We start from the raw sequence: 18987 nt of genomic DNA, 5'->3' as shown, positions 1-18987 counted from the left end.
TGGCCTGTCAGCGGTTGAAACGCTCCACCAGTGAATACTGTGCCTGCGCAGTTGCCGCCAGATCCTCGGACAGCAGCGCCGTGCTCTGGGCATCGCCCGAGGTCTGGTCGGCAAGGCGGGCGATATTGCTGACGTTGCGGCTGATCTCGTCGGCTACGGCGCTCTGCTGCTCGGTGGCCGAAGCGATCTGGGTGGTCATGTCGATGACGCTTTCCATCGCAGCGCCAATACCTGCGAGCGCCTTGTCGGCATCGATGACCCGTTCGACACCGGCGCTTGCCTGGGCTTTGCCCTGTCCGGTGGCTTCTACAGCCTGGCGAGCCTGCAGCTGGAGTTTTTCGATCAGCTGATGGATCTGACCAGTGGCTGCGGCGGTACGCTGGGCCAGTTGGCGGACTTCGTCAGCGACCACTGCGAAGCCGCGGCCAGATTCTCCGGCGCGTGCTGCCTCGATGGCGGCGTTGAGCGCGAGCAGATTGGTCTGGTCGGCGATACTCTTGATCACATCCACCACGCTGCCGATCTCGTTGCTGTTGCGGGCCAGTTCGGTAACGGCATCGCCGGTTTCGCTCACGGTGCTGGCCAGCAGCTCGATGGCCTGGCGGGTTTGCGCACTGATCTCGCGACCCTGGGTCGTCAGTCTGTTGGCTTGCCCGGTTGCATCGGCAGCCAGCGCCACATTGCCTGCCACCTCCTGTGTGGTAGCGGCCATCTGATTGATCGCAGTGGCCACCTGTTCGGTTTCATGATGCTGTCGTGCCAGGCCACCGGAGCTACTCTGCGCCAGTTCTTCGGCGCGTTTTGCCTGTTGCTGCAGTTGCACGGCGCTGTCCTGCAGGCGCGTCAGGCAGGTTTTAAGGCGTGCCTGTTCGCTGAGCATGGCCATTTCCAGCCGGGCTTCACTGCCGTGACTGTCCGTATACATCTGTGCGATCAGCGGATCACTCAGTGACTGCTCGGCCAGTTGCAGCAGGCGATTGGTACCGCGCATCTGCCAGTGGCGGCCAGCGAGGCCAAGGGGAATGGAAAGCCCCGCAGCCAGTACAAAGCCCCAGGCGTGATCGAGCCAGGCGCCAACTGCGAAGCCGGCCAGACTGGTCAGGATAAAGGGCAGCCAGCCGACGACCAGAGGCATCCAGGTATCACGCAATGGCACGCCACGCTTGCCGGTGTTGAGCCGTGCATAGAGGGCTTCGGCGCGCTTTATCTGTTCGGAGGTCGGCTTGGTGCGTACCGACTCGTAGCCGATGATCTGGCGCTGTGGATCGAGTACCGGCGTCACATAGGCGTTGACCCAGTAATGGTCGCCATTCTTGCGGCGATTCTTGACGATGCCCATCCAGGGGCGGCCATCCTTGAGCGTCATCCAAAGATGGTTGAATACGGCGGCGGGCACATCAGGATGCCGGATCAGATTGTGTGGCGCGCCTATCAGTTCGCCGCGTTCGAAACCGCTGACTTGGGCAAAGATATCGTTGCAGTAGGTGATTCGGCCTTTCAGGTCTGTAGTGGAAATCAGCCTCTGCTGGTCAGGAAACGGGTAATCGCGTTGCGTGATGGGAAGATTCTTTCGCATGCGTGAGGTGCGCCTGGCAATTGGGATGATTTTTTATATTTATGAATAGCGTACAAGCGCTCTTGCAGAGCATTTATAGAGCGCTTGAGGTTTGACGTCAAAATATAAAGGTTGGTTGTAGCGAAAATTAACGGCTGGAAAACCAAAGGCTTAAGGAAAAAACTGACCAGTGGTTCATAAAAAAACGCCCGCAGCTTCAGCTGCGGGCGTTGTACGGGACGAAGGCGCTAAGCCTTGATCAGTTGTCTCAGCACATAATGCAGAATCCCGCCGGCTTTGAAGTACTGAACTTCATTGAGCGTATCGATGCGACACAGGGCCTGGAACGAATCCCGGGAACCATCGCTGCGTTGCACCTCGACGGTGAGCATTTGGCGCGGCTTGATATTCTCGTCCAGGCCACGGATCGAAAGCGTCTCGCTGCCGTCCAGGCCCAGCGACTGGCGCGTCTGGCCATCGGTGAATTGCAGTGCCAGTACGCCCATGCCGATCAGGTTGGAGCGATGGATACGCTCGAAACTTTCGGCGATCACCGCCTTGATCCCCAGCAGGTTGGTGCCCTTGGCCGCCCAGTCGCGGCTGGAGCCGGTGCCGTATTCCTTGCCGGCGATCACCACCAGCGGCACGCCTTCGCTCTGGTAGCGCATGGCCGCATCGTAGATCGAGAGCTTTTCGCCGCCGGGCTGATACAGGGTATTGCCGCCTTCCTCGTCGCCGAGCATTTCGTTGCGGATGCGGATGTTGGCGAAGGTGCCGCGCATCATCACTTCATGGTTGCCTCGGCGCGAGCCGTAGGAGTTGAAGTCTTCCGGTTGTACGCCCAGTGACTGCAGGTACAACCCTGCCGGCGAGCTGGCCTTGATGTTGCCCGCCGGGGAGATGTGGTCGGTGGTGATGGAGTCGCCGAACAGCGCCAGGATGCGCGCGTTCTCGACATCGGCAGGCGGCGCGGGTGGCTGGCCGATGTTCTCGAAGAACGGCGGATTCTGTACATAGCTGGAGGCGGCGTTCCACTGATAGGTATCACCGGCACTGACCGGGATTTTCTGCCAGTGCTGGTCGCCGCTGAATACGTCGGCATAGCGACTGCGGAACATCTCGCCATCGATACGGCTGACGGCTTCGGCGATCTCCGCGCTGCTCGGCCAGATATCCTTCAGATAGACCGGCTGGTTTTGTGTGTCGTATCCCAGTGGCTCGCGATCCATATCGATACGCGTGGTGCCGGCCAGGGCGAACGCCACTACCAGCGGCGGTGAAGCCAGCCAGTTGGCTTTGACCAGCGGATGCACACGCCCCTCGAAGTTGCGGTTGCCGGAGAGTACCGAGGAGACGATCAGGTCGTTGTCGGTGACGGTCTGGGCGATGGCATTCGGCAGCGGTCCCGAGTTGCCGATACAGGTGGTACAGCCATAACCCACCAGGTTGAAACCGAGCCGATCCAGATATTGCGTCAGTCCGGCGCGTTCCAGGTAATCGGTGACCACCTTGGAGCCGGGCGCCAGCGAGGACTTGACCCAGGGCTGGCGGGTGAGACCGCGCTCCAGCGCTTTTTTCGCCACCAGACCGGCCGCCATCAGCACGCTGGGGTTGGAGGTGTTGGTGCAGGAAGTGATCGCAGCAATGACCACGGCGCCGTGCCTGAGGGCAAAGTCTTCGCCAGCGACGGCAAAGGGCGTATCGGATTGCTGCTTGCGGCCACTGGTCTCCAGCAGCAGATCGAAGCTGGCACCGATATCGCCCAGTGACACCCGGTCCTGTGGGCGCTTGGGGCCGGCGAGAGAAGGCTGTACCTGACTCAGATCCAGTTCCAGGGTGGTGGTGAACAGCGGGTCCGGCGAGTCGCTGTCGCGCCACATGCCCTGGGCCTTGCTGTAAGCCTCGACCAGAGCGATACGCTCTTCGCTGCGACCTGTCAGGCGCAGGTAATCGATGGTGATCCGGTCCACCGGGAAGAAGCCGCAGGTGGCGCCATATTCCGGGGCCATGTTGCCGATGGTGGCGCGGTCGGCCAGTGGCAGATGATCCAGCCCAGGCCCGTAGAATTCGACGAACTTGCCCACCACACCCTGCTTGCGCAGCATCTGCGTCACGGTCAGTACCAGATCGGTGGCGGTGATGCCTTCGTTGAGTTTGCCGCTCAGGCGGAAGCCCACCACTTCCGGTATCAACATGGAAACCGGCTGGCCGAGCATCGCTGCCTCGGCCTCGATACCGCCGACACCCCAGCCCAGCACGCCCAGGCCATTGATCATGGTGGTGTGCGAGTCGGTGCCGACCAGGGTGTCGGGATAAGCGTAGGTCTCGTTGTTTTCATCGCGGGTCCAGACCACCTGGCCGAGGTATTCCAGATTGACCTGGTGGCAGATGCCGGTGCCTGGCGGCACTACCCGAAAGTTGTCGAAGGCCTGCTGACCCCAGCGCAGAAACTCGTAGCGCTCGCCATTGCGCTGCATCTCGATCTCGACGTTCTGCTCGAATGCCTGATCGCTGCCGAAGCGGTCGACCATCACCGAGTGGTCGATCACCAGATCCACCGGCGACAGCGGATTGATCTGCTGTGGATCGGCCCCGGCGCGAGACACCGCATCGCGCATGGCGGTCAGGTCCACCACCGCCGGCACGCCGGTGAAATCCTGCATCAATACGCGGGCAGGGCGGTACTGGATTTCGCGCTCCGAAGTGCGCGCTTGCAGCCAGCTTGCCAGCGAGTTGAAGTCATCGGCACGCACCGTGACGTCATCTTCCCAGCGCAGCAAATTCTCCAGCAGCACCTTGAGCGAGGTCGGCAGGCGGCTGATATCGCCCAGCGTTTTCGCCGCCTCGGGCAGGCTGTAATAAAGGTAGGTCTTGCCGTGCACATCCAGGCTTCGACGGCAATTGAGGCTGTCCAGGGATCGCATTCGTCTCTCCTTGCGCCCGCACGGTCGGGCTGGCTGAGGTCGGGGATCTGGGTTGAATCTAGTCCCTGACGAGGTGTTTGGCCATGTGGCGGGTCGCCAGCGCGCAATGCAGTCTTCAGATAGCGCAGGCGATGCCGGCTGCATGCCAACTGTTCACTGGACAGGGGACATACGCCTGGGTTCCCGAGCGGATTTGGCGGGCGGTGTGAGGCGGGATGCGGAGGAGTTGTCGTTACTTGCGCCGTCTGGCCGCCAGGCGGCAAAAGCGCTTCAGCGTGTCGATGGCGAAGGCGCGCTCCTCTTCGTGCAGGGAGCCGAGCATCACCAGCAGGGCGGTGGAGTCGTCACTGGCTGCTGTTGGCGGCTCCGCATCTTCGGTGAAGAACTGGCTGAGGCTGACGCCGAAGACCTCGCACAGGCGCTGGATGGTGAGCAGCGAGGGCAGGGTAACGCCGCGTTCGAATCGGGAAACGGTAATCGGGTCCACGTCCAGTGCCAGTGACAGCTGGTCCTGGGTGATACCCAGCGCGGTGCGGTGGCGGGCAATGATCCTGCCTACGGTTGCAGCGAGTTCCTGACGCACGGCTAAACCTAAATTGTCATGGCGGAATCCATGCGCGAAATGATTGGGCGTTCACGTTCTGCTCGTTAGGTTCTAATTTGTTTAGATAATGATTTGATCTAATATGCCTAGTTCATGCCGGGAAGAACTGCCGGTCGGGGCTGCGGGGATATGGGCGGCCCGTCGACGGGCATCCGGACATGGCACTGAATGGCCAAGCGGGATTTTTTCCGCGTCTCCAGGGATCGACTATGCGTAAGAAAATAATCATGGGTCTGCTCGCGGGCAGCACGGTATTGGGCGGTTGCGTACAGATCGCGGAAGCACCGCGACCAAGCGGTTTTCCGCTGCAGGATCAGCAGCACGTGCGGGCGGCATCGCACTGGCAGTTGATCGCTGAAGACACTGCTCGCCAGCTGATCGCGGCCCTGCCCGAGAAGCGTCCGCTGCATGTGGTGCGCCAGGACGGCACCGCCAGTCCTTTCGAGGAAACCTTCACTTCACAGCTCGTCACCGAACTGACCCGCGCCGGCTATCCGGTGATGAAACATGCCGACCGCCAGGGAACCCTGCTGGTCGAGGTTTCCGCCAACCCGGTGCGATTCTCCGAAGATCGACGCTATCAGGATTCCTTCCTCGGCTCGAAGACACTGGGCGCCAGCCTGCTGACGGGTGGCCTGCTGGCCGTCTACAAGGTCACCGACAACATCTATGGCAGCGTCAGCAAGACCGGCGCTGCGGCGGGGGCGGTCATCAGGGTGGCAGCCCTGGCCGAGGCGCTGGAGCTGTACCAGGATCAGCAAGGCCGGCACGTCGTGCCACAGACCGAGCTGATCGTTACCACCAGCGTTTCCACTGCCGATCGCTACTTCGCCCAGGTCAGCAGCGCCTACTACACCACCCAGACCGACTGGGGCCTGTATGCCCGCAATGCGCGCCTGCCGCTCAGGGGGGCAGCCCAATGAAGCGTCTTGCCCATTCCCTGCTGGCCCTGTTGCTGGTCGTCGTTGTGTCCGGCTGTGTGCGCAATGCGGCTCCGAACTATGAGAATGCCCGCAATTCGCCGTTCATCCGCGCCAATCACCAGGCCGCCGACGCGCTGTTGCAACAGCTGCCGGGCGGCGGCAGCACCATGATCATCGCGACCCTGGTCAACATCGACGCACTGGAGCGCTCCTCGACCATGGGGCGGCTGGTCTCCGAACAGGTTTCGGCGCGTTTCACCCAGGCTGGCAATCGCATGGTGGAGATGAAGTTCCGCAACAGCGTGTACATCTCGCGAAGCCAGGGCGAGCTGATACTGACACGTGAAATCCACGAGTTGGCCAGTGCCCACAATGCCCAAGCGGTGATCGTCGGCAGCTACGGTGAGAGCAAGGACTATGTGTTCATCAACCTGAAAGTGATCCAGCCGAACACCAATCTGGTGCTCGCGGTGCATGACTATGCGCTGCCGATCGACGAGAACATGCGCACCATGCTGCGCAACAAGCGTTATTGACTACCTTGTACCGCATGAGGCGCGGATGGCCCGGTTGGCTGCCGGGTTGTTCGCCGTCTCTTGCGTCGTCACAGGTGACCGCAAGGGCAGGGGTGCGCGACAATGCCCGTCTGTTTTGCGGAGCCTATTCATGACCGACCCGAACAACCTGTCCCACGATGCCTTGCTCGACGCCACCGGCCTCAACTGCCCGGAGCCGGTGATGATGCTGCACAACAAGGTGCGTGCCCTGAGCGGCGGTGAGCTGCTCAAGGTCATCGCCACCGACCCGTCCACCCAACGTGACATTCCCAAGTTCTGCGTCTTTCTCGGCCACGAGCTGATCGAGCAACAGACACAGGAAGGCGCCTACCTGTACTGGATTCGCAAGAAAAGCGATTGAGGCTTGGGGTTTGGGCTCTGGGGCGCCCGGTAGGAGCGGGCCATGCCCGCGAACCGACATGAGCGCGGACCGACTCCGGCCATCGGTGCGGCTCCGTTCGTGGCCAAGGCCCCTTCTACAATAACCCCACAGCTCGCTGCGGCAGGTTCGGCAATATCACCGCGACAATGCGTTCGCCTCCTGCCGCCGCCACATCCGCGTCAGCCAGCGCCAGGTGATCCAGCCGGCGCCCAGCAGGTAGATCAGACCGCCCGGCACCCACATGATCAGACCGGCCAGTTGCTGGTCGGCCACATCCCGCGATTCGCCATAAAAGGGCGTGCTGGCGAACGTCAGCAGGGCGCCCAGCAGGCCGGTGTGCATCAGTGTCAGGAGGTTGGCCATCAGTGCCTGCGGCACCTGTTTCGGGTTTGCGCGCAGGGTGGACCACCAGAACAGCCAGGCGCTGAATAGAAAGCAGGCATGTTCGACGGCATGCCACCAGAGGTTGTCCAGTGCGAGTTGATACAGCCTGGGCGTGTGCCAGATCCAGATGATCGCACCATGCAGCATCGCCAGCGCCACCGGATATCGACCCCAGCGCAGAATGGCGTTCCACACCGGCTGTGCCACCCGTCCGGTGACCGCGCGCCATTGCGGCAGCGGGCGCGCCAGTGCCCACATGGGGGCGATCACCACGATGAACAGCATGTGCTGGGTCATATGCCAACTGGTGCTGGTTTCCGCCCAGTCGTCGATGGGGCCGAATACGGCGAAGGCCACCAGCAGCATGGCGCCGTGAAACCAGGCGGCTTCGCTACGCCGGGTCGGGATGCGCCGGGCGCCTAGGATATACAACCCCCAGGCCACGGCCAGGACGAGGGCCGTGATGAACAGCGGTGCACGCTCGACAAAATGGCCATCGAACAGGCCGTGGGCCAGCGCCGGTTGCGGCAGTAAGCCCATCAGGAGCAGCGTCAGGGGCCAACGGAGGGTGGAAGTCATACGCATGGTGGTAAAAACGCCAGTTGCAGCCCGATGAACAGGGTGGCCAGGGCCGCGATAAGGTGAATGCCCGCCGCAACCCGGCTGACGAACAACTGGCGTTCGTCCAGCTGGTGCGGCGGGCGTGTCAGCTGCCAGGCGCGATATCCGAGCCACAACAGCAACGCGACCACTGCCAGCGTGACAATGGCGAAGCTCGCGTTCAGCCAGTTGGCGATGCCCTGCGCCGGATCGGGCGGGTTGACCACGCAGGCCACGCCGTGAGCGCCGTAGATGCCGGCGAACCAGACGCTCCAGATGATCAGCCCAAGGACGATCTGTATCGGGTGCAGGGCAGAGAACCAACGCGGCTTCATCAGGCGCCTCCCCAGGTGCTCGGGAACAGGACGATGGCCGCATAAGCGCTCCATAGCACGCCGAGGTTGTAATACCAGAGCTGTTCCACCACGACGGGTTCGTAGGGTGCATGCAGCCCGACGTAACCTTTCACCACCCGCCAGCTCTGCAGGACAGTCAGAATGCTCGCCAGGACGCAGTGGATCAGGCTGTAGCTCAGCATCACGAAGATCACCGCGTCATGCGCGGTTTCGGTTATGGCGAGGCTGGCATCCAGCAGCAGCCACAGCAGTGCCGCACATTGCACCAGACCCAGGCCCGTGGTGATGCACAGGTCGCGCAGCACATGCGTGGAGGTGCCCCGGCGCAACTGTGCCGGCACCCGGCGCATCCACAGGGTGGCGGCTGTCAGCAGCAAGGCGCTGGCGAGCATCAGCCAGCCATTGAGATCGGACCGCTGCGGCACTTGCCACTCGGGCGCAACCGTCCACAGGTAGAACCAGCCGAACAGCAGGCACAGGTACAGCGCGCCATTGGCCAGCAGCGTCACGCCCATGCCCCAGAGGCCGGGGCCGTCGAAAGTGCGAGAATGCAGCGGCGGCTCGCCGGGCTGGGTGCGGGCGTCCGGTGCGGCATTGGGATGCGTGCCGTTTTCCCAGGACCAGCGAAACAGCACCACCAGGGTTGCCAGAGTGGCGGCAAGGGCGATCCAGTACGCCTTGTTCAGCAGGCTCAGGCAGAGCGCGGTGAGAAACAGCGAGGCGATGAAGGGCAGCCAGCTGTTGCCGGGTAGGTGAACGATTTCGCGCACCCTGCCGGTCAGGGGATCGACGCCCCAGGTTTCCCGCCGGCCATGGTCGATCACCGTCAGTGCGTGTTCACCACGGGCGATGCTGTCGGGAAGGTTCGGGTCCTTCCATAGCGGATGACGATCATCGATATCCGGCAGGCTGACGAAATTGTACGGGCTGGGCGGCAGGCTGGTGGCCCATTCCAGGGTGTCGGCATTCCAGGGGTTCTTCTTCGCTGGCTGGCCGAAGCGGAAGTGCAGCAGGATATCCAGCAGAATGGTGCCGATGCCGATGGCCATGATGAAACTGCCGATGGACGACACCAGGTTCGGCATGTCCCAGCCCAGCCCCGTGTCGTAGGTGTAGACCCGCCGCGGCATGCCGATCAGTCCCGTCCAGTGCATGATCAGGAAGGTCGTGTTGAAACCGATGAACACCAGCCAGAAGCCCCAGCGCCCCAGCCGCACCGAAGGCATGCGCCCGGAGAAGTGCGGCAGCCAGTAATAGAGCCCGGCCATCAGCGGGAAGAACATGCCGCCCACCAGCACGTAGTGCATGTGCGCGACCACGAAATGGGTGTCATGCACCTGCCAGTCGAAGGGCACCAGCGCCACCATCACGCCGGTCAGACCGCCGGCGACGAACACGATGAGAAAGCCCACCAGCCACAGCATCGGCACATGATAGACCGGCCTGCCCAGCCATAGCGTGGCGATCCAGGCGAAGATCTGCACCCCCGTGGGGATCGCCACCAGCATGCTCGCAGCCGAGAAAAAGCCCAGCGCCAGCGCCGGAATGCCCACTGTGAACATATGGTGGACCCACAAGCCGAAGCTCAGGAAGCCCGTGCTCAGCACGCCCAGCACCACCCAGCGATAGCCCACCAGCGGCCTTTGGCAGAACACCGGCAACAGCGTCGAGACGATGCCCGCGCCGGGCAGGAAGATGATGTACACCTCGGGGTGGCCGAACAGCCAGAACAGATGCTGCCACAGCAATGGATCGCCGCCCCTGGCGGTATCGAAAAAGGGCAGGCCGGCGGCGCGTTCCAGCTCCAGCAGGATGCTGCCCAGAATCAGCGGCGGGAAACCGATGACGATCATCATCGCCATCACCAGGATGTACCAGGCGTAAATCGGCATCTTGTGCAGCGCCATGCCGTTGGCGCGGGTGCGCAGGATCGACACCACCAGCTCGACCCCGGCGCTCACCGCCGAAATCTCTACGAAGGTGATGCCCAGCAGCCAGAAATCCGAATTGATCCCCGGCATGTGCGCGGCGCTCGACAGCGGCGTGTACATGAACCAGCCGGCCTTGGGCGCCACTTCGAGAAACACGCTCGACAGCAGGATGATGCCGCCGAACAGGTAGCAGAAATAGCCCAGCGCCGACAGCCGCGGAAAGGCCAGGTCCCGCGCACCGAGCATCTTCGGAATCAGGTAGACGGCCAGGCCTTCCATCATCGGTACGGCGAAGAGGAACATCATCACCGTGCCGTGCATGGTGAAGACCTGATTGTAGATGTCCGGCTCCATCAGCACATAGCCGGGCAGCGCCAGCTGGGTGCGGATCAGCATGGCCATCAGGCCACCGATCAGGAAGAACACCCCGCCGGTGATCATGAAGCGCAGGCCGATGCTGGTGTGGTTGACGATGGTCAGCGCCCGCCAGCCACGCGGGTTGCCCCAGACTTCGTTGAACTGGTCGTGCAACTGCTCCGGGTCGGTGGAAGGCGCTTTGCTTCGGTCGAAATAACTCATGGTGCAAGCGTCTCCAGCCAGGCGGCAATCTCGTCGAGAGTTTCTGGCGGCACGTCGTCATGGACCGGCATGGCGTTGCCGAATTTCAGCGTCTTGTGCTCACGCAGCCAGCGGCGCAGGCCCTGTGCATCGTTGTCGATGACCCCGGCGCCGAGGCTGGGGCGGCTCGCCAGGTCGGTCAGGTCCGGTGCGCGGTTCCCTTCGCTGATGCCTGCCACGCGGTGGCATTGCCCGCAACGGTTGGCGAAGACTTCGCCACCTGCGCCAGACGCGGGCTGCTGCACGCTGAAATCCTCCCGCGCCGCGATCCAGTCATCGAAGGCGTCAGCTGTCATCGCCTCGACGTGCAGCTTCATGTGCGTGTGCTGAAGTCCGCAGAATTCCGAGCACTGGCCATGAAATATGCCGGTGTGCCCGGCCTCGATACGGATGACGTTGGTCCGCCCCGGCAGCATGTCCATCTTGCCGCCCAGGCGCGGGACCCAGAACGAATGCACCACGTCGGCACTGGTCACGTGCACGTCGATCAGGCGCTCGGCGGGAATGATCAACTGATTGGCGGTGGTGACGCCGCTGTCGGGATAGTGGACCTCCCACCACCACTGATGGCCGGTGACTTCCACTTTCAGGGGCTGCTCGCCGTCGACCGGCAGCGGGATCATGCCGCGCCCGGTGGGAATGCCGAAGACCAGCAGCACGATGATGCTGACACTTGGCAGTACGATCCCACCGCCGATGATCCAGCGTCGATTGATCCGGCTCGCCTGTTCCTCGCTGACCGTGCGCGGCTTGCGCAGCATGGCGTAGATCCACAGCGCGCTCACCGCCAGCAGCACCAGCGTGGCGAAGGCAAACATGCCCCACCAGACAGTGGCCACCTGATGGGCCATCGGGCTGGCCGGATCGAGCGTGGACAGCGGGCCACCACAGGCACTCAGCCAAGGAACTGCCAGCGTCAGCGTGGTCCATTTAACAGGCCGTTGAAAAACTACCTGCGTTGGCAATACCGCGTTAAAAACAGGCTCAGAATGCTCATTTAGAACACCTAAACTCCGCTTCCTCGCCTGTTTTTGCCTTGTCTTGCCTGCCTCGCCTACGTTTCTCAACGGCCTGTTACAGAGGCCACCGGTTCGCATGGCCCCTTTTTCCGTCTGCCACTGGAGGGCCGAATGGCCAACTACCGAGACTCCATCCATAGCCGCGCCGCGATTGCCGGGCATCCCCTGCATCCGATGCTGATTCATTTCCCGGTCGCCGCATTGACTGCATTGCTGCCGGTCGACCTGGCCCACTTGTGGACGCTGGATGATTTCTGGTGGCGTGCCGGCCTGTGGCTGGCTGGTGTCGGCGCGCTGGGGGGCTGGGTCGCCAGCCTTTTCGGCCTGATCGATCTGCTCACGGTGAACGAGATTCGCCAGAAGATCACCGCCTGGTGCCACGCCATCCTCGCCGTGATGATGCTCTCGCTCGCCTCGCTCAACTGGCTGCTGCGCTACCAGAACGACGGGCAGAACATTTACCTCTGGGGCCTGTACCTGTCGGCCATCACCGCCGTGCTGATCGCCCTGGCGGCCTATCTTGGCGGGCGCCTGGTCTACGAGCATGCGGTAGGCGTCGATCTGGACAAGGTCTGAGGAATGATGTGCCTTGGGTTCGGTCATGAGTGCTTGCCGAGTCATTCGTGAATTAGAAAGGCTTGGCCAGGACCAGCCAGAGCGTCGCCGTGATAAAGGTCGCGATGAACACGCCAAGAATTCGGCACTGGATGCTGGCGCTCTGTTCTGGCGAGCGCTCGATGCGTAACACCAGTACGCCGCACAAGGCATGACACATGACCATGCCGGCGACCGTGGTGAGCTTGACGATCAGCCAACCGGCAACGAGCCCGTCACGCAGGAAGATCGCGCTGCCCGAGCCAATGGCGATCAGCGCCGCTGGCGTCGCAATCAGGTTGAACACCGTGCGCGTCAGATGTGCGTGGTCTCGGTAGAAAAGCGGTTCGCTGCGCCGGGTGCCGGCAGCGATCAGCGCCGGCAGGTACAGCAGGGCGCCGCACCAGCACAACAGGCTCGCGAAGTGCAGCAGTTTGAGCAAGGGCATTCACGTCTCCATCCGGCCCACGGCAAGTCAGAGGTTGTGACAGCCCTGTGTCCCGGCGGTTCGGCTAAGCTCTGGAAGTGGCTCTATGAGTGCCATTCGGCTCCAGGCTTTGCCCTATGCCTCGTTTAGGCATAGCCTTGGCGGTATTGGAAAGCTCATGCGCATCAAGCAGTTGGAGAGCGACATGCCTGAATCACAGTTGGTCGATCCGTTCGGTCGACGCATCACCTATCTGAGACTGTCGGTCACGGATCGCTGCGACTTCCGCTGCACCTATTGCATGAGCGAGGACATGGTGTTTGCGCCGCGCGCGCAGATTCTGACTCTGGAAGAGCTTTATGCGGTGGCCGATGCCTTTATCGGCCTGGGTGTCAAACGCATTCGTGTGACCGGCGGCGAGCCGCTGGTGCGCAAGGGGCTGCCTGATCTGCTGGCGCGCCTGGGCGCCCGTGAGGAGCTGGAAGACCTGGCGATCACCACCAATGGTTCGCAACTGCCGACGCTGGCGCCGATATTGAAAGCCGCTGGCGTCAAGCGGCTGAACATCAGTCTTGATTCCCTCAAGCATGAGCGCTTCGCTGAGCTGACCCGCCGCGACAAGCTCGACCAGGTGCTCGAAGGCATCGACGCTGCACGCCAGGCGGGCTTCCGTCGGATCAAGATCAACAGCGTGATCCAGAAGGGCCGCAACGACGACGAAGTGCTGGATCTGGTGAATTTCGTTGTCGAGCGCGGGCTGGACATCAGCTTTATCGAAGAAATGCCCCTGGGAAGCATTTCCAGCCATCAGCGCGAGATCACCTTTTGCTCCAGCGACGAAGTGCGCGAGCGTATCGAAGTGGGTCACACGCTGGTGCGCAGCAGCCACACCACTGGCGGCCCGTCGCGCTACTGGCAGGTGGCGGGCAGTGAAACCCAGGTGGGCTTCATCTCGCCGCACAGCAACAACTTCTGCGGCAGCTGCAATCGTGTGCGCGTCACCGCTGAAGGCAAACTGGTGCTTTGCCTCGGGCATGAAGGCGCGCTGGACCTCAAGAGCCTGATGCGCCGTCATCCCGGCGACAGCGAACGCCTGCGCCAGGCACTGGTCGATGCGCTGCAGCTCAAGCCGGAAAAGCATGAATTCCGCACCGACGAGCAGGTACAGGTGGTGCGCTTCATGAGCATGACCGGCGGCTGATGCCGTGGCGGCGGGGCGCTGCTGTTTCCGTAGGCCTTGGCCGCGAATGGCTTGCATGATCGGGTTCGCGAGCATGGCTCGAAGGTGGGTGTGCTGTCGCTTTTGTGGGAAGGGCTGGGATGCCGAGTCCATGCCCGCGAAGGACCCAGCGGCATGGTGTCGGCCTTTTTCGCGGGCATGGCCCGCTCCTACAAGGTAATGGCAAACCTATCCGTGAGACCCTGATAACCCTCCTGCAAGACGGCTCGATCAGCGTGATAAACTCCGCCGTTTTCGCGCTCGCGTCCACTCGATGCCAGGAATTGCGATGCTCACGGCGACCCTGCTTGTTCATCTTCCCGCTGACCGCCACGGATAAGGCCCCGCATGCGTCTGAAAAGCATCAAACTTGCTGGCTTCAAGTCCTTCGTCGATCCCACCACGGTCAGTTTCCCGAACAACATGTCGGCGGTGGTCGGGCCGAATGGTTGTGGCAAATCCAACATCATCGATGCCGTACGCTGGGTGATGGGCGAGAGTTCTGCGAAGAACCTGCGTGGCGAGTCGATGACCGACGTCATCTTCAATGGCTCCAACACGCGCAAGCCGGTGACCCAGGCCAGCATCGAGCTGATCTTCGACAACTCCGACGGCAGCCTGACCGGCGAATACGCGGCCTTCGCGGAAATCTCCATCCGTCGCCGCGTCACCCGTGATTCGCAGAACACCTATTTCCTCAACGGTGTGAAATGCCGTCGTCGCGACATCACCGATATCTTCCTTGGCACGGGCCTGGGGCCGCGCAGCTACTCGATCATCGAGCAGGGCATGATCTCCAAGCTGATCGAGGCCCGGCCCGAAGACCTGCGCAACTTCATCGAGGAAGCCGCCGGCATCTCCAAGTACAAGGAGCGCCGCCGCGAAACCGAGAACCGCATCCGCCGCACCCATGAGAACCTGGCGCGCCTGACCGACCTGCGCGAAGAGCTGGAACGCCAGCTTGAGCGCCTGCATCGCCAGGCGCAGTCGGCGGAGAAGTACCAGCAATACAAGGCCGAAGAGCGTCAGCTCAAGGCACAGCTATCGGCGCTGCGCTGGCAGACGCTGAACGAGCAGGTCGGCCAGCGCGAGCAGGTGATCGGCGATCAGGACGTGGCCTTCGAGGCGCTGGTGGCCGAGCAGCGTAATGCCGATGCCAGCATCGAGCGCCTGCGCGATGGCCACCACGAACTGTCCGAACGCTTCAATCAGGTCCAGGGCCGATTTTATTCCGTGGGCGGCGATATCGCGCGGGTCGAGCAGAGCATCCAGCACGGCCAACAGCGCTTGCGCCAGCTGCAGGACGACCTGCGCGAGGCCGAGCAGGCGCGCCTGGAAACCGAATCCCACCTGGGCCACGACCGCACCCTGCTGGCCACCCTCGGCGAAGAGCTGGCGATGCTGGAGCCCGAGCAGGAACTGGCGGGCGCGGCGGCGGAAGAAACCGCCGCGCAGCTGGAAGAAGCGGAAACCGCCATGCAGCACTGGCAGGAGCAGTGGGAGCACTTCAACCTGCAGAGCGCCGAGCCGCGCCGCGCGTCCGAGGTGCAGCAGTCGCGTATTCAGCAGCTCGAACAGAGCCTGGAGCGGCTGGCCGAGCGTCAGCGGCGCCTGGAGGATGAGCGCACCTCGCTGGCCAGCGACCCGGAAGATGCCGCGATGCTGGAGGTGGGCGAGCAACTGGCCATCAGCGAGCTGAATCTGGAAGAGCTGACCGCCGCCCAGGAACACACTGAACAACAGCTGGAGCAACTGCGCGAGCAACTGCAGGGCGCCACTCGGGCGCAGCAGCAGGCGCAGGGCGAACTGCAGCGCCTGAATGGCCGCATCACCTCGCTGGAAGCCTTGCAGCAGGCGGCGCTGGATCCCGGCAAGGGCGTGTCCGAATGGCTGCGTGAGCAACAACTCGACCAGCGCCCGCGACTGGCCGAAGGGCTTCGCGTCGAGCCGGGCTGGGAACTGGCGGTCGAAACCGTGCTGGGCGCGGACCTGCAGGCGGTATTGCTGGACGGCTTCGACGGTCTCGACATGAGTGGCTTCGAACAGGGTGATTTGCGCCTGGTCAGTGCGGCGCATGGCGAGCGCGTTGCCGGCTGTCTGCTGGACAAGGTCGAGTCTGCGACGGACCTTTCGCCCTGGCTGGGTCGAGTACGCCCCGTGGAAACCCTCGACCAGGCGCTGGCCGGTCGTGCTGAGCTGGGCGATGGCGAAAGCCTGATCAGCCGTGATGGTTACTGGGTCAGTCGGCATTTTTTGCGGGTGCGGCGTGCCGCTGAAGCCGAGTCCGGGGTACTGGCGCGCGGACAGGAGCTGGAGCGCCTGCAGGCCGAACGTGATCAGCGTGAAACGGATCTTGAACTACTGGACGAGCGTCTCGACCAGCTGCGCGATGCCCAGCGCCAGCAGGAAGAGGAGCGCGAGCAGCAGCGCCGCCGTCAGCAGGACGAAGCCCGTCAGCAGGCCGAGCTCAAGGCGCGCCTCTCGGCCGGTCAGGCCCGACTGGAACAGCTGAATCTGCGTCGTGGCCGTCTCGATGAAGAGCTGATCGAACTGGCCGCGCAGCGCGTTCTGGAAACCGAACAGCTGGCCGAGGCGCGGCTGCAACTGCAGGACGCCCTCGATGCCATGGCGCTGGACACCGAACGGCGCGAGGTGCTGCTGGCGAGCCGCGATGGCCTGCGCGAACGGCTTGATCAGGTGCGCCAGGAAGCCCGTCAGCGCAAGGATCAGGCGCATCAACTGGCGGTTCGCGTGGGCTCGCTCAAGGCTCAGCATGACTCGACGCGCCAGGCGCTTGAACGCCTGGAGCAACAATTCGAGCGTGCCGTGGAGCGTCGCGAGCAGCTCAGCCTGAACCTGGAAGAGGGCGAGGCGCCGCTGGAGGAGCTGCGCATGAAGCTGGAGGAACTGCTCGAACGGCGCATGGGTGTGGAGGATGAACTCAAGCTGGCCCGGCTTGCGCTCGAGGATGCCGACCGCGAGTTGCGCGAGGCGGAGAAGCGCCGGACCCAGGCCGAACAGCAGGCGCACCTGTTGCGTGGCCAGCTCGAACAGCAACGCCTGGAATGGCAGGCGCTGGATGTTCGGCGCAAGGCGCTGCAGGATCAACTGCAGGAAGAAGGGTTCGATCTGCATGGCGTGCTCGCGACTCTGCCGGATGGCGCGAGCGAGGCGGAGTGGGCGGCGGAGCTGGAGCGTCTGGACACACGCATCCAGCGCCTTGGCCCGATCAATCTGGCGGCCATCGATGAATATCAGCAGCAGTCCGAGCGCAAGCGCTATCTGGACGCGCAGGATGCCGATCTCAGCGAGGCGCTGGAAACGCTGGAAAACGTCATCCGCAAGATCGACAGGGAAACCCGCAATCGCTTCAAGGAAACCTTCGACCAGATCAATGCCGGCCTGCAGGCGCTCTTTCCCAAGGTTTTCGGTGGCGGTAGCGCTTATCTGGAACTTACCGGGGAAGATTTACTCGATACCGGGGTAGCGATCATGGCGCGTCCACCGGGCAAGAAGAACAGCACCATTCACCTGTTGTCGGGCGGCGAGAAGGCGCTGACGGCATTGGCGCTGGTGTTTGCGATCTTCCAGCTCAACCCTGCGCCGTTCTGCATGCTCGATGAAGTGGATGCGCCGCTCGATGATGCCAACGTTGGCCGCTATGCGCGGCTGGTCAAGGAAATGTCGGAGACCGTGCAATTCATCTACATCACGCACAACAAGATTGCGATGGAAATGGCCGACCAGTTGATGGGCGTGACCATGCACGAGCCGGGTTGCTCGCGTCTGGTCGCGGTTGATGTCGAGCAGGCGGTGGCACTGGTGGAAGCATGAAGACGTGCTGCTCTGCCAAGACGGTGTGTAACGGCAGCTTATAAAAGAGAGGCGGCAGCGGTGCACATCTACCGTTCGTCGTGCTAGTTTAGAGCGCAATTTTTACGATGCGCAGATCGGCCTGTTCAGCGGCGGTGAATCTGCGTTTTTATCATCGATTTCAGGGGTTTACGCATTAATGGATATCGGTCTGCGCGAGTGGCTGATCGTCATCGGCATCATTGTCATCGCCGGCATTCTCTTCGATGGCTGGCGGCGGATGCGCGGCAGCAAGGGCAAGTTGAAATTCAAGCTGGACCGCAATATTGCCAATAGTTTCCCCGACGACGATGACAACCATGAAGTGCTCGGCCCGCCGCGCGTCGTCAATCGCGACAGCGAGCCAGCACTGGACGAGGACGATCTGCCATCGATCAGCGCGCGGGACAGCGGCAATCGCCGCAGCAGCGAGCCTCAGCAGGGCGACCTGCATTTTCCCGGTGACGAGCCGGTTCCGACGCTGCTCAATCCCGTTGCCGACGCAGACGACGAAGCGGAAAACAGTGACCCTGAGCAGGAGCTGCCGCCTGTCGAGGAAGTACTGGTGATCAACGTCATCGCCCGCGATTCTTCCGGTTTCCGTGGCCCGGCGCTGCTGCAGAACATCCTGGAAAGCGGCCTGCGTTTCGGCGAAATGGATATCTTCCATCGCCACGAAAGCATGGCCGGCAACGGCGAAGTGCTGTTCTCCATGGCCAATGCGGTCAAGCCCGGCACCTTCGATCTGGACGACATCGACCACTTCACCACGCCTGCCGTGAGCTTCTTCCTCGGTCTGCCAGGCCCGCGTCATCCGAAACAGGCCTTCGACGTGATGGTCGCCGCCGCGCGTAAATTGTCCGCCGAATTGAACGGCGAGCTGAAAGACGACCAGCGCAGCGTCCTGACCGCACAGACCATCGAACACTACCGCCAGCGCATCGTCGAATACGAACGCCGGAAGATGACGGTCAAGCGTTAGGTTCCGTGAGGGATTCCATGCGGCGCGGCTTTTGGTAGGAGCGGGCCACGCCCGCGAACA

Annotated in this window: 15 protein-coding genes; 7 read left to right on the top strand and 8 right to left on the bottom strand. The window is 62.6% G+C overall.

The window, feature by feature from the left end:
• Positions 1-7: 7 nt before the first annotated feature.
• From ACYCFC_RS09715 to ACYCFC_RS09705, 3 genes are all read right to left on the bottom strand, one after another.
• Complete coding sequence (locus ACYCFC_RS09715) at positions 8-1576, bottom strand: methyl-accepting chemotaxis protein (protein ID WP_459653833.1); 1569 nt, start codon at positions 1574-1576, stop codon at positions 8-10.
• A 227-nt stretch (positions 1577-1803) separates the two neighbouring features.
• Entirely contained in the window at positions 1804-4479 is a 2676-nt protein-coding gene (acnA, locus tag ACYCFC_RS09710; protein WP_459653832.1) for an aconitate hydratase AcnA, read from the bottom strand.
• A 232-nt stretch (positions 4480-4711) separates the two neighbouring features.
• Positions 4712-5062, bottom strand: coding sequence for a helix-turn-helix domain-containing protein (locus ACYCFC_RS09705; RefSeq protein ID WP_459653831.1), 351 nt, complete (start codon positions 5060-5062; stop codon positions 4712-4714).
• A gap of 230 nt (positions 5063-5292) precedes the next feature.
• Here ACYCFC_RS09705 and ACYCFC_RS09700 point away from each other — a divergent pair, with 230 nt between their 5' ends.
• From ACYCFC_RS09700 to tusA, 3 genes are all read left to right on the top strand, one after another.
• The gene (locus ACYCFC_RS09700) at positions 5293-6006 is read left to right on the top strand and encodes a hypothetical protein (RefSeq protein ID WP_459653830.1); all 714 of its coding nucleotides are present in this window, start codon (positions 5293-5295) and stop codon (positions 6004-6006) included.
• Positions 6003-6542 (top strand): FlgO family outer membrane protein, encoded by a 540-nt coding sequence (locus ACYCFC_RS09695; protein ID WP_459653829.1) that lies wholly within the window; start codon positions 6003-6005, stop codon positions 6540-6542. Before ACYCFC_RS09700 ends, ACYCFC_RS09695 begins: the two co-directional genes overlap by 4 nt.
• A 130-nt stretch (positions 6543-6672) precedes the next feature.
• The gene (gene tusA, locus ACYCFC_RS09690; RefSeq protein WP_459653828.1) at positions 6673-6924 is read left to right on the top strand and encodes a sulfurtransferase TusA; all 252 of its coding nucleotides are present in this window, start codon (positions 6673-6675) and stop codon (positions 6922-6924) included.
• Positions 6925-7080: 156 nt separating this feature from the next.
• On the opposite strand, the gene ACYCFC_RS09685 is transcribed toward tusA, so the two are convergent.
• The 4 genes from ACYCFC_RS09685 to coxB are packed head-to-tail and all read right to left on the bottom strand — an operon-like array spanning position 7081 to position 11685.
• The gene (locus tag ACYCFC_RS09685) at positions 7081-7908 is read right to left on the bottom strand and encodes a cytochrome c oxidase assembly protein (RefSeq protein ID WP_459653974.1); all 828 of its coding nucleotides are present in this window, start codon (positions 7906-7908) and stop codon (positions 7081-7083) included.
• Entirely contained in the window at positions 7905-8264 is a 360-nt protein-coding gene (locus tag ACYCFC_RS09680; RefSeq protein ID WP_459653827.1) for a hypothetical protein, read from the bottom strand. The genes ACYCFC_RS09685 and ACYCFC_RS09680 overlap by 4 nt, the downstream gene beginning before the upstream one ends.
• Positions 8264-10795 (bottom strand): cytochrome c oxidase subunit I, encoded by a 2532-nt coding sequence (gene ctaD, locus ACYCFC_RS09675; protein WP_459653826.1) that lies wholly within the window; start codon positions 10793-10795, stop codon positions 8264-8266. The genes ACYCFC_RS09680 and ctaD overlap by 1 nt, the downstream gene beginning before the upstream one ends.
• Entirely contained in the window at positions 10792-11685 is an 894-nt protein-coding gene (gene coxB, locus ACYCFC_RS09670; RefSeq protein WP_459653825.1) for a cytochrome c oxidase subunit II, read from the bottom strand. The genes ctaD and coxB overlap by 4 nt, the downstream gene beginning before the upstream one ends.
• A 279-nt stretch (positions 11686-11964) precedes the next feature.
• Between coxB and ACYCFC_RS09665 the strand changes: the two genes are divergently transcribed.
• The gene (locus ACYCFC_RS09665) at positions 11965-12429 is read left to right on the top strand and encodes a DUF2231 domain-containing protein (protein ID WP_181086314.1); all 465 of its coding nucleotides are present in this window, start codon (positions 11965-11967) and stop codon (positions 12427-12429) included.
• A 52-nt stretch (positions 12430-12481) separates the two neighbouring features.
• Here ACYCFC_RS09665 and ACYCFC_RS09660 read toward each other — a convergent pair whose 3' ends face one another.
• A complete protein-coding gene (locus ACYCFC_RS09660) occupies positions 12482-12895 on the bottom strand; it encodes a CopD family protein (protein ID WP_181086315.1) in 414 nt (137 codons plus the stop codon).
• Between the two features lie 184 nt (positions 12896-13079).
• Here ACYCFC_RS09660 and moaA point away from each other — a divergent pair, with 184 nt between their 5' ends.
• The 3 genes from moaA to zipA all read left to right on the top strand — a co-directional run bounded on the left by moaA (position 13080) and on the right by zipA (position 18927).
• Entirely contained in the window at positions 13080-14075 is a 996-nt protein-coding gene (gene moaA / locus ACYCFC_RS09655) for a GTP 3',8-cyclase MoaA (protein WP_459653824.1), read from the top strand.
• A 366-nt stretch (positions 14076-14441) separates the two neighbouring features.
• Positions 14442-17927 (top strand): chromosome segregation protein SMC, encoded by a 3486-nt coding sequence (gene smc / locus ACYCFC_RS09650; RefSeq protein ID WP_459653823.1) that lies wholly within the window; start codon positions 14442-14444, stop codon positions 17925-17927.
• Positions 17928-18105: 178 nt separating this feature from the next.
• Positions 18106-18927, top strand: a complete 822-nt coding sequence (zipA, locus tag ACYCFC_RS09645) for a cell division protein ZipA (RefSeq protein WP_459653822.1) — start codon at positions 18106-18108, stop codon at positions 18925-18927.
• The last annotated feature ends 60 nt before the right edge of the window (positions 18928-18987 follow it).

The organism is Stutzerimonas sp. NM35 (assembly GCF_054604355.1).
This window is presented reverse-complemented; position numbering and strand designations above follow the sequence as displayed.

Coding starts and splice junctions, on each gene's coding strand:
- ACYCFC_RS09660 (WP_181086315.1), bottom strand. CDS start 12,895: ATGCCCTTGCTCAAACTGCTGCACTTCGCGAGCCTGTTGTGCTGGTGC.
- ACYCFC_RS09680 (WP_459653827.1), bottom strand. CDS start 8,264: ATGAAGCCGCGTTGGTTCTCTGCCCTGCACCCGATACAGATCGTCCTT.
- moaA (WP_459653824.1), top strand. CDS start 13,080: ATGCCTGAATCACAGTTGGTCGATCCGTTCGGTCGACGCATCACCTAT.
- ctaD (WP_459653826.1), bottom strand. CDS start 10,795: ATGAGTTATTTCGACCGAAGCAAAGCGCCTTCCACCGACCCGGAGCAG.
- ACYCFC_RS09715 (WP_459653833.1), bottom strand. CDS start 1,576: ATGCGAAAGAATCTTCCCATCACGCAACGCGATTACCCGTTTCCTGAC.
- coxB (WP_459653825.1), bottom strand. CDS start 11,685: ATGGCCCATCAGGTGGCCACTGTCTGGTGGGGCATGTTTGCCTTCGCC.
- smc (WP_459653823.1), top strand. CDS start 14,442: ATGCGTCTGAAAAGCATCAAACTTGCTGGCTTCAAGTCCTTCGTCGAT.
- ACYCFC_RS09700 (WP_459653830.1), top strand. CDS start 5,293: ATGCGTAAGAAAATAATCATGGGTCTGCTCGCGGGCAGCACGGTATTG.
- ACYCFC_RS09665 (WP_181086314.1), top strand. CDS start 11,965: ATGGCCAACTACCGAGACTCCATCCATAGCCGCGCCGCGATTGCCGGG.
- tusA (WP_459653828.1), top strand. CDS start 6,673: ATGACCGACCCGAACAACCTGTCCCACGATGCCTTGCTCGACGCCACC.
- ACYCFC_RS09685 (WP_459653974.1), bottom strand. CDS start 7,908: ATGACTTCCACCCTCCGTTGGCCCCTGACGCTGCTCCTGATGGGCTTA.
- ACYCFC_RS09695 (WP_459653829.1), top strand. CDS start 6,003: ATGAAGCGTCTTGCCCATTCCCTGCTGGCCCTGTTGCTGGTCGTCGTT.
- zipA (WP_459653822.1), top strand. CDS start 18,106: ATGGATATCGGTCTGCGCGAGTGGCTGATCGTCATCGGCATCATTGTC.
- acnA (WP_459653832.1), bottom strand. CDS start 4,479: ATGCGATCCCTGGACAGCCTCAATTGCCGTCGAAGCCTGGATGTGCAC.